Source organism: Actinopolymorpha alba DSM 45243, from assembly GCF_000373925.1.
In the GTDB taxonomy this organism is placed as follows: Bacteria; Actinomycetota; Actinomycetes; order Propionibacteriales; family Actinopolymorphaceae; genus Actinopolymorpha; species Actinopolymorpha alba.
Map to the genome: position 1 here is coordinate 163,711 of NZ_KB892790.1, position 13,093 is coordinate 176,803.

14 protein-coding genes and 1 pseudogene are annotated in these 13,093 nt (G+C 69.9%); 3 read left to right on the plus strand and 12 right to left on the minus strand.

Features of this window, described 5'->3' with window-relative positions:
• Positions 1 to 163 precede the first annotated feature (163 nt).
• Both purB and B141_RS0130700 read right to left on the minus strand, forming a co-directional pair.
• Complete coding sequence (gene purB / locus B141_RS0130695; RefSeq protein WP_040422763.1) at positions 164 to 1,603, minus strand: adenylosuccinate lyase; 1,440 nt, start codon at positions 1,601 to 1,603, stop codon at positions 164 to 166.
• Positions 1,604 to 1,717: 114 nt separating this feature from the next.
• The gene (locus tag B141_RS0130700) at positions 1,718 to 2,206 is read right to left on the minus strand and encodes an NUDIX domain-containing protein (RefSeq protein WP_020579030.1); all 489 of its coding nucleotides are present in this window, start codon (positions 2,204 to 2,206) and stop codon (positions 1,718 to 1,720) included.
• Positions 2,207 to 2,300: 94 nt separating this feature from the next.
• Here B141_RS0130700 and B141_RS0130705 point away from each other — a divergent pair, with 94 nt between their 5' ends.
• A complete protein-coding gene (locus B141_RS0130705; protein ID WP_020579031.1) occupies positions 2,301 to 3,089 on the plus strand; it encodes an LLM class F420-dependent oxidoreductase in 789 nt (262 codons plus the stop codon).
• A 105-nt stretch (positions 3,090 to 3,194) separates the two neighbouring features.
• Here the strand turns inward: B141_RS0130705 and B141_RS0130710 are convergent, their stop codons facing one another.
• The 4 genes from B141_RS0130710 to B141_RS0130725 form a co-directional block, all read right to left on the minus strand.
• Positions 3,195 to 4,136 carry a hypothetical protein gene (locus B141_RS0130710; protein WP_020579032.1) on the minus strand — a complete coding sequence of 314 codons (942 nt, stop codon included), beginning with the start codon at positions 4,134 to 4,136 and terminating at the stop codon, positions 3,195 to 3,197.
• Positions 4,133 to 4,633, minus strand: coding sequence for a SigE family RNA polymerase sigma factor (locus B141_RS0130715; protein WP_020579033.1), 501 nt, complete (start codon positions 4,631 to 4,633; stop codon positions 4,133 to 4,135). Before B141_RS0130715 ends, B141_RS0130710 begins: the two co-directional genes overlap by 4 nt.
• A gap of 102 nt (positions 4,634 to 4,735) precedes the next feature.
• Positions 4,736 to 5,614, minus strand: a complete 879-nt coding sequence (locus B141_RS0130720; RefSeq protein WP_020579034.1) for a hypothetical protein — start codon at positions 5,612 to 5,614, stop codon at positions 4,736 to 4,738.
• Positions 5,611 to 6,156 carry a SigE family RNA polymerase sigma factor gene (locus B141_RS0130725; RefSeq protein WP_020579035.1) on the minus strand — a complete coding sequence of 182 codons (546 nt, stop codon included), beginning with the start codon at positions 6,154 to 6,156 and terminating at the stop codon, positions 5,611 to 5,613. Before B141_RS0130725 ends, B141_RS0130720 begins: the two co-directional genes overlap by 4 nt.
• Before the next feature lie 205 nt (positions 6,157 to 6,361).
• Here B141_RS0130725 and B141_RS0130730 point away from each other — a divergent pair, with 205 nt between their 5' ends.
• Positions 6,362 to 6,640, plus strand: coding sequence for a DUF1540 domain-containing protein (locus tag B141_RS0130730; protein WP_202805980.1), 279 nt, complete (start codon positions 6,362 to 6,364; stop codon positions 6,638 to 6,640).
• Positions 6,641 to 6,680: 40 nt separating this feature from the next.
• Here B141_RS0130730 and purD read toward each other — a convergent pair whose 3' ends face one another.
• The 5 genes from purD to B141_RS0130755 all read right to left on the minus strand — a co-directional run bounded on the left by purD (position 6,681) and on the right by B141_RS0130755 (position 11,651).
• Entirely contained in the window at positions 6,681 to 7,949 is a 1,269-nt protein-coding gene (gene purD / locus B141_RS0130735) for a phosphoribosylamine--glycine ligase (RefSeq protein ID WP_020579037.1), read from the minus strand.
• A 50-nt stretch (positions 7,950 to 7,999) separates the two neighbouring features.
• A complete protein-coding gene (locus B141_RS0130740) occupies positions 8,000 to 8,413 on the minus strand; it encodes a PIN domain-containing protein (protein WP_020579038.1) in 414 nt (137 codons plus the stop codon).
• Positions 8,410 to 9,036: a class F sortase gene (locus tag B141_RS43725; RefSeq protein ID WP_020579039.1), complete on the minus strand. Its 627-nt coding sequence runs from the start codon at positions 9,034 to 9,036 to the stop codon at positions 8,410 to 8,412. Before B141_RS43725 ends, B141_RS0130740 begins: the two co-directional genes overlap by 4 nt.
• Positions 9,037 to 9,050: 14 nt before the next feature.
• Positions 9,051 to 10,175 (minus strand): hypothetical protein, encoded by a 1,125-nt coding sequence (locus B141_RS0130750; RefSeq protein WP_020579040.1) that lies wholly within the window; start codon positions 10,173 to 10,175, stop codon positions 9,051 to 9,053.
• A gap of 192 nt (positions 10,176 to 10,367) precedes the next feature.
• On the minus strand, positions 10,368 to 11,651 hold the full coding sequence (locus tag B141_RS0130755; RefSeq protein ID WP_020579041.1) for an adenylosuccinate synthase: 1,284 nt from the start codon (positions 11,649 to 11,651) through the stop codon (positions 10,368 to 10,370).
• A 238-nt stretch (positions 11,652 to 11,889) separates the two neighbouring features.
• Between B141_RS0130755 and B141_RS0130760 the strand changes: the two genes are divergently transcribed.
• Positions 11,890 to 12,873 (plus strand): diacylglycerol/lipid kinase family protein, encoded by a 984-nt coding sequence (locus B141_RS0130760; protein WP_157181421.1) that lies wholly within the window; start codon positions 11,890 to 11,892, stop codon positions 12,871 to 12,873.
• A gap of 62 nt (positions 12,874 to 12,935) precedes the next feature.
• Here B141_RS0130760 and B141_RS43730 read toward each other — a convergent pair.
• Positions 12,936 to 13,093 (minus strand): annotated as a pseudogene (locus B141_RS43730) (IS982 family transposase); the annotation flags it as partial.

Below are 13,093 nucleotides of genomic sequence, written 5' to 3' on the forward strand. Positions count from 1 at the left end.
AGTAAGACGAACGGCGAGCCCAGAAATCGACAAGTCGACACCAGAATCACCTGGCAACTCCTGAGCGGTGCCAGTCATGCGATCCACGATCTGCTCCCCTCCGACACGCGGCACGGGGCTAAGACTCGGCCCCTGAAACACCGAACACGTTTAGCAACATGCTCTAGAGGATCTCTCCGGGGCGGTACGCCGCCGCTTCCGGATAACGCTCGACGATCTCCTCCACCTGGCGTACGACCTCGGCCACCTGCGCGACCGCCGCGCCGGTGAAGGACAGCGGCTCCGACACCAGCGCGTCCAGGTCATCGTGGCTCAACCCGAGCCGCTCGTCGGCGGCGAGCCGGTCGAAGAGGTCGTTGCGCTCGGCACCCTTCTCGCGCATGGCCAGCGCGACCGCCACCGCGTTCTCCTTGATGACCTCGTGCGCGGTCTCCCGACCGACACCGCGCCTGACCGCGGCCATCAGAATCTTCGTCGTCGCGAGGAACGGGAGGTAGCGCTCGAGTTCGCGGTTGATAACCGCCGGGAAGGCGCCGAACTCATCCAGCACGGTGAGGAACGTCTGGAAGAGCCCGTCGGCGGCGAAGAACGCGTCAGGCAGCGCGACCCGGCGTACCACCGAACACGAGACGTCGCCCTCATTCCACTGGTCGCCGGCAAGCTCGCCCATCATGGACAGGTAGCCGCGCAGGATCACGGCGAGGCCGTTCACGCGTTCACAGGAACGGGTGTTCATCTTGTGCGGCATCGCCGACGAGCCGACCTGCCCAGGCTGGAATCCCTCAGTGACAAGCTCGTTCCCGGCCATCAGGCGGATCGTCGTCGCGAAGCTGGACGGGGCCGCCGCGGTCTGCGCGAGCGCCGCGACGACATCGAAGTCGAGCGACCGTGGATAGACCTGACCGACACTCGCCAGGACGCGGGTGAAGCCGAGATGCTGGGCGACCCGGCGTTCGAGCTCGGCGAGCTTGGCCGGATCGCCGTCGAGCAGGTCAAGCTGATCCTGCGCGGTGCCGACCGGCCCCTTGATCCCGCGCAGCGGGTAGCGGGCCAGCAGGTCTTCGAGGCGTTGCAGAGCGATCATGAGCTCATCAGCGGCCGAGGCGAACCGCTTGCCCAGCGTCGTCGCCTGCGCCGCGACGTTGTGGCTACGGCCAGCCATGACGAGGTCGGAGTACTCCACGGCGCGGCCCGCCAGCCGGACCAACGTGGCGACCACTCGATCACGGATCAGCTCGAGCGACGCCCGGATCTGCAGCTGCTCGACGTTCTCGGTGAGGTCGCGGCTGGTCATACCCTTGTGGATGTGCTCATAGCCGGCGAGGGCACAGAACTCCTCGATCCGGGCTTTCACGTCGTGCCGGGTGACCCGTTCACGCTCGCGGATCGAGGCCAGATCCACCTGGTCGACGACGCGTTCGTACGCCTCGATCACGCCGTCGGGCACCTCGACGCCAAGATCACGTTGGGCCTTGAGGACCGCGATCCAGAGCCGGCGTTCGAGAACGATCTTGTGCGCGGGTGACCAGAGCTCGACCAGGGCCGCGGACGCGTACCGCGCGGCGAGGACATCGGGAATCAGAGGCTGCGACACGCCCCTCATTCTCTCGTGACGTCGCAACCCTCCGATCGCCCGGGTGACGGACGCACGGATGCGGGTTGTTGGAGGACTGTCGGCTTCTTTGCCGAAGTTCCTCCAACAAGTGGCGACGACCTCTTAGGAGACCTGGAAGCGGCCGGTCTCCTGGAATGCCTTCCAGAGCCCGAGCGTCTCGTCGACATGATCATGACGGTCCTCGGGAAGGTCGGCGAAGAACGCCACCTCCAGGGCCTCACCGTCAACCGGCCGCGGCGAACCCGACCAGCGGTGGGCGACGAAGCAGATCGCGAACGAGTGGACCTGATCCCCGTTGGGGTAGGTCACCGAGGACAGGTCAGGATGGGAGACGCAGCCGAACGCCTCGAGATCGGCGGGGTCGGCGCGCAGCCCGGTCTCCTCCTCGAGTTCACTGACCGCTGTCAGCGCGAAGGTCGAGCCTGGCTCGGCGCTGCCGGCCGGTAGGCCCCATCGGCCGGTGTCGCTTCGCCGGATGAGTAGGAGCCGATCGTCACGGTCAAAGGCCAGGACCTGCGCGGCGGGCACCACCACGAGGTCGGTGCCGATCTTCTGTCGCAGCCGCCAGAGGTACGACCCTTCGAATCCCATGACTCTCCTGTCTGCGGAACGGGTTTGTCGGGTTACTCCAGGCCTCGCGGGCCGGGCCGCGATCGACTTGCCTGGGGTCCATAGGCTTCCAGGCATGACCAAACTTGTACGCGTCGGTGTTCAGATCCAGCCTCAGCACGCCGACTACGCCCAGATCCGCGACGCCGTCGCGCGCGCGGAGGACGCGGGCGTCGACGTCGTCTACAACTGGGACCACTTCTTCCCGCTGTACGGCGAGCCGGACGGCAAGCACTTCGAGTGTTGGACGATGCTCGGCGCCTGGGCCGAGGCCACTTCCCGGGTGGAGATCGGCGCCCTTGTGACGTGCAACAGCTACCGCAACCCTGACTTGCTCGCCGATATGGCACGTACGGTCGACCACATCAGCAACGGCCGACTGATTCTCGGGATCGGCTCCGGGTGGTTCGAACGCGACTACACCGAGTACGGCTACGAGTTCGGTACCGCGGGCGGCCGGCTCGACAACCTGTCCGAGGCCCTGCCGCGCATCACGCAGCGCTGGAAGAAGCTCAACCCCGCTCCCACCCGCGACATCCCGATTCTCATCGGCGGTGGCGGCGAGCGTAAGACGCTGCGTTACACCGCGGAGTACGCCCACATCTGGCACGGCTTCGGCGACCCCGAAACCCTGAGCCACAAGCGCGACGTCCTCGACAAGTGGTGCCACGAGATCGGCCGCGACCCGGCCGAGATCGAGCGGTCCGCGGGCGCCGACGGGGACCCCGAGGAGGTGGCCGCCAAGCTGCTGGCCGCGGGGATCACGCAGTTCACCTTCGGCCTCAACGGCCCTGACTACGACCTCAGCGTGGTCAAGAAGTGGGTCGCCTGGCGCGACCAGTACAACGCCGCCGCCGCATCCTGAGCGCCGGATCTGAGTGAAGCGGTAGCTGACTTGGCGGAGGTGTGTCGGCTTCTAGGCCGAGACTCCTCCGCCAAGTCAAGGTGGAGGTAAGTCAGCCGGGGCAGGTCAGTCCGCGATCATGTCCGGATCGGTCACCACCGCACGCATCGTCTCCACGGTGAGCGGCAACGCCGCCAGGGTCGGCTCGAGGGTCGACAGGTCTTCCCCGCCCCGCTCGAAGTAGCCCGTGCTCGTGGCGATCGAGACGATCCAGCCATCCTTGCGGAGCAAGGTGACGCCGCGCGCTGCCGCATGCGGGTCCCGTCCCTCTGCCACCCGCAACGTGCTGCCGTCGGCCAACGTCTCCGACCGGCATGAGGTCCAGCTGAAGCCGTCCACGAAGGACTTGACCGGACGTACCGCACACGACCTTCTGTCGGGTCCCTTGTCGATCCACTGGAGGTCCGCCCCAGGTCGGTACAACGCCACCACCACGGTGCCCTTCGCGTCACCGTCGCTCCAGGTACCCCAGGAGAGCTCCTCATCGTGCTGGTCAGGGGAGGTTCCGCTGTACGACACGCCGTTCGCCGAGTAGTTCGGCGTTCCCAGATGCTTCACGACCACACCGCGGAAGCTCGCTGTCGGCAGCGGGCCAGGGAGGGTGTCCACCTTCCCCGGACCCGTGCTCCCACCCCGAGCGACGGTTGGCTTCGGCGTGTCCGGCACTGTCACCGACGGCCGTGGCGCCGGCGTCGTCGGGCGGGGCGTGGCCGAGGGGCTGGCAGTGGGAGTCGCGGCCGGAGAGGACGGGCCGGTGGTGGGCGTCGCCGGACCGCCACCGAAGAAGCTCGCCTGCGTACCCCCACCAACCACACCAGGAACGGCGTACGCCGCCCCCACCACGAGCGCGACGCCACACACCGCGCCTGCCGTCGCCCGGGCCCGCCGCCACCGCAGCGCCTTCCGTCCGCGCGTCACGTCGTCCGTCATGGGCGGGTTGCCCGCGGGCTCGCCGTCGAGTGAGCGCTCCAGAGCTGCTCGAATATTGTTGTCGTCCATCGTCCTCATCCCGTCCTCAGGTCCTCCGCCAGAGCGGCGCGTAGCCGATCGACAGCGCGGGACGTCTGGCTCTTGATCGTGCCGACCGAACAGCCGAGATCCTGGGCCGTTTCCTCGAGCGAGAGACCCCACCAGTACCGCAGGACCACCGCGGCCCGCTGCCGGTCAGGCAACGAACGGATCGCGGCCCGCAGCTGGTCACCGTCCTCGAACGACAACCCGCCCGGAAGCGCCGACTCGGGCAGCTCCGCCGTCACCGACTCGCGCCGCCACGGTCGCCGCCGTTCGTCGAGGTGGCAGCGCAGGAGCGTCTGCCGGGCGTACGCCTCCTCGGTGCCTTCCTGCCTGATCCTGGGCCAGGCGACGTAGAGCTTCGTGAGGGCGGTCTGGACCAGGTCTTCCGCATGGTGCCAGTCGCTGCACAGCAGGTAGGCGAACCGCCGTAGGTGACGCCGGCGAGCACTGACGAACTCACTGAACTCCTGCGCCCGCCGTCCGCCGTCCATCCCCACTGACGTCCTCCTGCCCCACGCTGGCCCCGGTGCCTCGCGCTCGTCGGTCGTTGTGCGCTGTCACCGGCATCTACGGAACGTGGGCGGCAAAGGTTGTCAGCGATTGTTCGGGTTGTCGTCGAGCACGAGCCGGCCGCGCGCGTCGTACATCCGGATCGTGTACGACGGCTGGGGCTGGTCACCCTGCTTGGCCGGGTCCTCGAAGCGGCGCAGCACCCACCGCCCGTCCACGATCGGGACCTCCTGGGTCTCACCCGCGGCCGCGAAGGTGACCCGCGTGACCTCGGCGGGAACGACGCCGTGCCCGAACCACAGCTCCCAGGCGCAGCCGTCCCGCGCGTCCCCCCGGCAGGGTCGGGATCGGGCGTAGTCAACCGTGGTGTACTCCGCCAACTCCGACTGCCGCACGCTCGACGGCGACGTGTCGAGGGTGCTCAGCATCGTGGCGGCGTTCTCGCGGGTCAGCAGGTCGAGGTTGCAGACAACGTGGGCCTTGGAGCGGGGATCCCACAGCAGCGCCGTGACGCCGGACTGGTCGGTGACCGTCGTGCGTACCCGCATCGGGCGGATCGTGTCAGGCTCGGCCGACACCGGGGAACGCAACCGCCGGCCATGATGGAAAGCCATCCACACGGTTTGGGGTTCGGGCACCACGTCGGGTGGGCGCACCTCCGCCATCCGGGCGCATTCCCGGACGATGCCGGGGTTGTCGAGCGGGGCCTTGGCCGCGACCGTCGTGGACTCGGACGGGGAGTTCCACGGAACGACGTACACCGCCGCGGCGACCAGCCCCACGCCGCAGGCCGCGGCCACCGCCGAGATGGTACGCCGACGCCACCGCACGCGTCGGCGCCCGCGCGCCAGGAGGTCGAGGTCATCGATCTGGAAGGGACGCCCAGAGTCATCGGCCGCGGCCCGGAACATCCGGCTGAGGTCCTCGCCGCTGAGATCGCCGTCTTTGAGGTCGGGGTTCACCGCGCGGTCCTTTCGTGCTCGCCCGAGGTGGTGGCATCGGCGCCGGCGAGCGGACCGAGCAGCCGGCGCAGGTTCGCCAAGCCCCGCGACGTCTGGCTCTTTACCGTTCCCGGGTCGATCTGAAGGACCTCCGCGGTCTGCTCGACGGACAGGTCGTCGAGATACCGCAGAACCAACACGGCACGCTGGCGTGGCGGCAGTTCACGAAGGGCCTCGACCATGGCCAGCGAATTGTCAATCCCGGCGAAACTTCCGTCCGTGGTCGCGGTGTCCTCCGGGAACGACTCGACCACCCGCTCGCGTCGGCGCCAGGGCCGGCGGGCGTCGTCGATGACGGCGGAGATCACGGCGCGCCGCGCGTACGCACCGAAGGTCTCCGTCTTGCGCAGCCGTGGCCAGGCGACATAGAGCTTGATGAATGCCTGTTGTACGGCGTCCTCGGCGCGGTGCCAGTCGCCGCAGAGGAGGTACGCCGTTCGTCGCAGGGCCCGGGCCGAGCCGTGCACGAACTCCACGAACTCGGCGTCGTCCCCGCGTCCCATCGGGCCCCCTGTCGGTCCTTCCCACCTTCAAACGGCACCGGCGCAACGGAGGGTTGCACGCCGGGGGCATCTGGCGCAATGAAAAGTTCCGTACGTCGGCCGGCCGGACGGGCAGGAGTAGCGGCCGGACTTCAGGGGCACAGAAAGCTTCAGGGGACAGAAGACGGCAAGGGAAAACCAGCACACCGTGGGGGAAATCATGGAGATGCCCGTCGTGAACAGCTGCGCGGCCGAGGCCTGCGCGTACAACCGCGAACAGACCTGCCACGCGCTCGCCATCACCGTCGGAGACTCCCGGAGCGCCCAGTGCGACACGTTCTTCGGCGCGGCGATGAAGGGCGGCGACCCGAGCTCCATCGGTCACGTCGGCGCCTGCAAGAAGGCCGACTGCATGCACAACATCGACCTTGAATGCCAGGCGCCCGGCATCGTCGTGGGTTACCGGGAGAGCGAGGTCGACTGCCTGACGTACCAACCGATCTGATCGGACGCCCGGCGGGGCGACGTATGGCGGCCTGGCGGACCTACGACCGCGGGAGGTTGACCTCGCCGAGAACCGCCGCGGCGGCGATGTCCATGCGGTGGTGGGCCCCTTCGAGGTGGATCCGCGCCACCGCGTCATAGACCCGGTCACGCGCGATCGCGAGGTCTGGACCATGCGCTGTCACGGCGAGCACCCGGCCACCGGCGGCGACGAGGTTGCCGGCCTGGTCCACCGACGTACCCGCGTGAATCACGTGGACACCCTCCAGCGCGTCGACCTCCTCGGCCCCTTCGATGACGTCGCCGGTACGAGGCGCCTCGGGGTATCCGTGGGTGGCCACGACCACCGTGACCGCGGCGCCGGGCTGCCAGCGGAGCTGCTCGAGGTCGGCGAGGGTTCCGGTCGCGGCGGCGTGCAGCAGCCGGCCCAACGGCGAACGCAGCAACGGCAGCAGGACCTGCGTCTCCGGATCCCCGAACCTGCAGTTGAACTCCACGACCCGCACGCCGCGGGAGGTGAGCGCCAGTCCGGCGTACAGGAGTCCCGCGAACGGCGTGCCGCGGCGGCGGAGTTCGTCAACCGTGGGTTGCAGGACCCGCGCCACCACGTCGTCGACCAGATCGGGGGGCGCCCACGGCAGCGGCGCGTAGGCGCCCATGCCGCCGGTGTTGGGTCCGGCGTCGCCGTCACCGACCCGCTTGAAGTCCTGCGCCGGCATGAGCGGAACGACGGTCTTGCCGTCGGTGACGCCGAACAGCGACACCTCCGGCCCGTCGAGGTATTCCTCGACCACCACGCGGTCCGCGCTGGCGGCGTGCGCCAGGGCGGCATCCCGGTCGGTCGTGACGACGACTCCTTTGCCGGACGCGAGCCCGTCGTCCTTGACGACGTACGGCGGCCCGAACGCGTCGAGCGCGGCGGCCACCTCGTCGGCGTTCTCGCACACCCGCGCCATCGCGGTGGGTACGCCGGCGGCGGCCATGATTTCCTTGGCGAACGCCTTCGAGCCCTCGATCCACGCCGCCGCCCGGGACGGGCCGAAGCAGGCGATGCCACGCGCGCGTACCGCGTCGGCCGCGCCGTTGACCAAGGGCGCCTCCGGACCGACGATCACCAGGTCGACGCCCAGCTTGTCGGCCAGGTCGGCGATGGCGTCGTTGTCGGAGATGTCGAGCGGATGGGTCTCCGCGACGTGCGCGGCACCGGGGTTGCCCGGGGCGACGTGCACGGTCTGGACGGCGGGGTCTGCGCCGAGGGCGAGAGCGAGGGCGTGTTCGCGGCCACCGGAGCCGACGACGAGTACGTCCATGACAAACGACCCTAGCGAGCCCGCCGTCGTCAGATCTCTCGGGCCGGTGCTCACTCCGGCTCGGGGCGCCGCTCCACCGGCGGATAGACCGTCCGCGGACCCACCACCTCGGCGCCCAGCGCCCGCACCCGGGACCGCAGGCCCCGGTCCGCGGTCACCACCAGGACCTGCCGGTGCTGGCCGTCGTTCCTGACCAGGTCGACGATCGCGTCGTCGCCGGACCCGGAGGCGGGGTGTACGCGGACCTCCGGCGTACCTCGTACGCCCTTCGCCGCTCCCTCCACCACGAGCACCACGTCGAGCGGCGGATCGGCGATGCCGGGCAGGCCGGTGGCTCCGATCGGGGCGAGGGCGTCGCGCAGGCGTTCGGTGGCCCCAGCCCGGTCGCGCCACCAGCCGTCGGGAACCGACCCGACGACGTTCGCCGCGTCGACCACGACGAGCGGGCGCACTTCGTCGCTCACGACTCCACACTCCCACGCGGAACCGCCCGCACCGGAGTCGCGAACGCCACGATGTTGGAGAGGTACTCCTGACCGTTCCAGTCGTCGCACGTCACGACCACGAGGCGGGCCGGCACGGACTGGTCGAAGACGCGTTCGGCGTCCCTGGCCAGCGTGGCCTTGTGATACGCGCGGACCTCCTCGACGCGGTAGCGGATCAGCCCGCTCGGCGTACGTACGTCGATCTGGTCACCCGCCTTCAGCAGGTGGAGGTCGTCGAGGGCCCCGCCTCCGGTATGCACGGTGTGTCCGGCGATGACGGTGCCGCCCCGCGCCACGCCCGGCGGCGCGCCCCCGGACCACCAGCCGACGAGCCGCGGGCTGCGCGGGGGCAGGAGGGTACGCCGCGGGCCGACCGGCGTGGCGACAACCCTGGCATCGACACCGAGCCGCGGGATGGCAATGCGTTCGGGAGGCGCCGGCGGCAACTGCGGCACTGTCGGCGTCGGCGTGGGCCGCGGGCTCGACGCCGCACGGAGCAGCCCGTCAGGTCCGGCGAACGGCCCCCACACGGCGAGGGCGGCGAACACCGCGATGCCGAGTACGGCGCCGAGCCGGGCGACCAGCTTGCCCGAGTCGTCCACGACGCGTCAGCGATTCAGCCGTGGCGCCGGCGGTGCAGCAGCCCGCCGATGGTGAGCCCGGCAAGGCCAAGCAACGCGAGGATTCCGAAGCCGACGGGTCCTGACGCGGACACCGGCCGGGCCGCGGTGACCTCGTCCCCCGGCATCGAGGCGAGCCCGGCCGGCACAGCGGTCGGCACCTCGGTTGGTTCCGGAGCAGGGGGTGTCGGTGAGGAGGTGGGCGTCGGCGGTGTCCGGTGGGCCAGCACGTGGTTGGGACCGCAGGAGACGGTGCCGATCGCGAGGTCGGCGAGGGTGTCGGGAACGACCGCCACCCGCAGGGCCGTCACGGTGATACCGCCGCCGCGCCGCGTCTGCTTGTTGGTCGCGATGGTGAGCAGGTCGCCCGTCGGCAGTTGATCAGCCGGCAGCTGGTCGAGAAGCGCCTTGATCGGATCGCTGAGGCCCGGAACCTCCGGCAGCTTGGCGAGCAGGTCGTCCAGGCCGAGGCCGAGCCCACCTGAGGGGATGCCGGCGATCGGGACCCGCTGACCGGCGACCACCGCGACGACCTCCGCGTCGGCCACGCTCGCCGACCCGCGCGCCACCTGAGGCGTCGCGGAGCACTGCGCGGTCACCGCCGAGCCCTCGATCCGCAGCTCCAGCTCAGGAAGCGACGAGGGATCGGGCAGGCCGGGGATCTCGGGCAGCTTCGGCAGCTTGGTAAGGACATCACCGAGCCCGAGCTGGTCGAGTGATCCGAGGGAGAGGACCACCCGCCCGCGGCTGTTGGTGAGGCAGCGACCGTGCGGGCCCACCTCGACCGTGCCGTTGCGACTGACGAGGCCGGCACACGCCGCGGACGTACCATCCTTGGCCGCCGTTGCGTCCTGCCCCAGCGAGCCGCCCACCACGGTCGCCTGCTGCTCGAGGACCGGCAGCATCGGCGTGTTGCGGCCGGCAGTGCGCTCGCGGCCGCCGTCGTTGGTGGCTACGAACTCGCCCGTCCCGGTGGACTGACCGCCGAGGCGCACCGTTGCCGCGCTCGCGGACGCCTTGCTCACCGGAACCCTCGCGAGGCCCGGATCGGCGGCCAGGACGACCACGACGCCGGCAGCCGCGAGAGTTCCGGTCACCCGGCGGAGTACACCCACGATCATTTCGCGTCACCCCCGAACTGCGTGGATCCGGCCCCTCACGGACTTCGCCCGTTTGGGCCCGCCCCCACCTCAAGGGGCCGATGATCGCCCCCGTTGACACCACCAGACCTGCGCAGTGAGAAACGAGCACGTGCGCGGCGGGTTACGGGAGCGATCGCGGAGAACGCGTGAGTGCGAAGACGCGGGGTCGCGTCAGATCAGGCCTCGAAGGGCGATGACCTCATCGCGACCGGGTCCGACGCCGATGCCCGCGACCGGCGCGCCAATCAGCTCCTCCACGGTCTTGACGTACGCCTGCGCCGCCTTCGGCAGGTCCTCGAACGTCCGGCAGCCGGAGATGTCCTCCCACCATCCGTCGAGGTACTCGAAGATCGGCCGGGCGTGGTGGAAGTCGGTCTGCGTCATCGGCATCTCGTCGTGGCGCACGCCGTCCACGTCGTACGCCACACAGACCGGCACACGCTCGAACCCTGACAGCACGTCCAGCTTGGTGAGGAAGTAGTCGGTGAAGCCGTTGACCCGGGTGGAGTAGCGCGCGATCACCGAGTCGAACCACCCGCAGCGGCGGGCCCGCCCGGTCGTCACGCCGTACTCCCCGCCGACCTTGCGCAGTTGTTCGCCATCGGCGTCGTGCAGCTCCGTCGGGAACGGCCCGGCGCCCACCCTGGTGGTGTAGGCCTTGAGGACGCCGATCACCCGGCTGATCCGGGTCGGCCCGACACCGGCACCGATGCAGGCGCCGCCGGCGGTCGGGTTGGAGGACGTGACGAAGGGATAGGTGCCGTGGTCGACGTCGAGCATCGTCGCCTGCGCGCCCTCCAGCAGCACCACCTTGTCCTGGTCAAGCGCCTGGTTGAGAACCGCGGAGGTGTCGATGACGTGCGGGCGGAGCGCGTCGGCGTACCGCAGGAACCCGTCGACGATCTCGTCGACGCTGATGGCGCGGCGGTTGTAGACCTTCACCAGCAGGTGGTTCTTCTGGTCGAGCGCCCCGACGACCTTCTGCCGGAGGATGCCGGGATCGAAGAGGTCCTGGACGCGCACGCCGACCCGGTTGACCTTGTCGGCGTATGTCGGGCCGATGCCGCGGCCGGTCGTGCCGATCTGGTTTTTGCCGAGGAAACGCTCGGTGACCTTGTCGACGGTGGCGTGGTACGGCGCGATCAGGTGGGCGTTGGCCGAGATCAGGAGGTTCGCGCAGCTCACACCGCGCGACTCGAGCATGCCGATCTCGTCGAGGAGGACCGCTGGGTCGACGACGACGCCGTTGCCGATCACCGGCACACACCCGGGCGTGATCACTCCCGACGGGAGCAGGTGGACGGCGTAGGACTCACCGTCGACCACCACCGTGTGGCCGGCGTTGTTGCCGCCCTGGTAGCGGACGCAGTAGTCGACCGAGCTGCCGAGCAGATCGGTGACCTTGCCCTTGCCTTCGTCTCCCCATTGGGCACCAACGAGCACAATCGCGGGCATCAGGGGTCCTTCCGGGTGGCGGACATCCAGCCGTCGCCGCCGAAACGGGGCACGTCGTCGGGTTCCCTCGCCTCACCGCCGAGGCGCGGGGCACGGCTCTTGCGCCGGCAAGGGTAGTCCACGGAAGCCGCCGGCGCCGCCGTGAGGGCGTCCGGTGACGAGTGCCGGCAGCACGGCGACGCGGCTGAAGATCACGAGGAGCGGCTTGGGGCGGGTGGGAGGGGGTAGGGTGCCGCACGTGGAGTCCCTGCTCGTGGTGACCAACCCGTACGCCGACTGTTCGGACGAGCACCTGGTCCAGAACGCCATCGACGCGCTGCGCGCCGAAGCCGACGTGCACGTCTGCCGGATCTCGATGCCGGGCGACCTCGACGGCGCCCTTCACCGTCGTGGTGGCCGCACCGTCGTCGTGGCCGGCGGTGACCGCAGTCTCCACACGGTGGTGGCGGCTCTGCATCGCCGCAACGAACTCGACGACGCCCTGCTCGCGGTGCTCCCGATCGGTGCGAGCGCGGACTTCGCCCACGGTGCGGGGATCCCCGTCGACCCGATGGCCGCCGCCCAGGTAGTGCTCCACGGGGTAGAGCGCCGGTTCGACCTGCTCGTCGACTGCCGCGGCGACGTGGTGGTCAACTCCGTACGCCTCGGCCAGTGCGGGCGCTGGCACCAGGTTGTCGGAATGCTGCCGCTCGCCCGGCACCTGGGCTACCCGCACGGTGGCGGCCAGGAGTTCGGCGCGCCGGACGGCGCGCGCGCCTCCGTCCTGTCCAAGCCCCTGCACGTACGCATCGAGGCCGACGACACCGTGGTCACCGACTTCGACCGGCCGGTGCTGCAGGTGGCGGTCAACAACTCCCCATCGCACGGGCCAGACAAGTCGCGAAGCACGGTCCCGGCACTCAGCGCGCCGACGTTCGCTCCGGGCGCCGACCCTGCCGACGGTCTCGCCGACGTCGTGGTCTGCTTCGCGGTCGACCCGCTCTCCCGAGCCCGGCGGGTGCTCCGCCGTCCGCATCCGATCGCGCGTGATGACCTGCTGACGGTCCGGGCCCGCCGGATCAGCGTCGCCGGGCAGCGGTTCTGGCTCAACTCCGACGGCCACGCCAGTGGCACCGAGCAGCGCTGCACCTGGAAGGTCGCGCCCAAGCGCCTGCGGATGATCGTCCCCGCCACCACGCCCAGCGAGTCCCTCGCCTCGGCCGCATCCGCGGCGCGCGACTAACCGCTCATGCGCTGTGTTGAATGACTCGCTCGCTCATGCCACCTAGACGACTGATTCCTAACTCAGTGGTCGTAGGCGATGAGGGATCGGGTGACGGGGGCGCCGGTGTTGTGGTTGTGCCAGATTGCGGTGGCGAGGGCGAGGAGGCGTTGGGCGATGCGGGCGTAGAGGCTTTCGGGGGTGCGGGCGCCGTGTAGTTCGAGGGAGAGCTGGCCTTTGC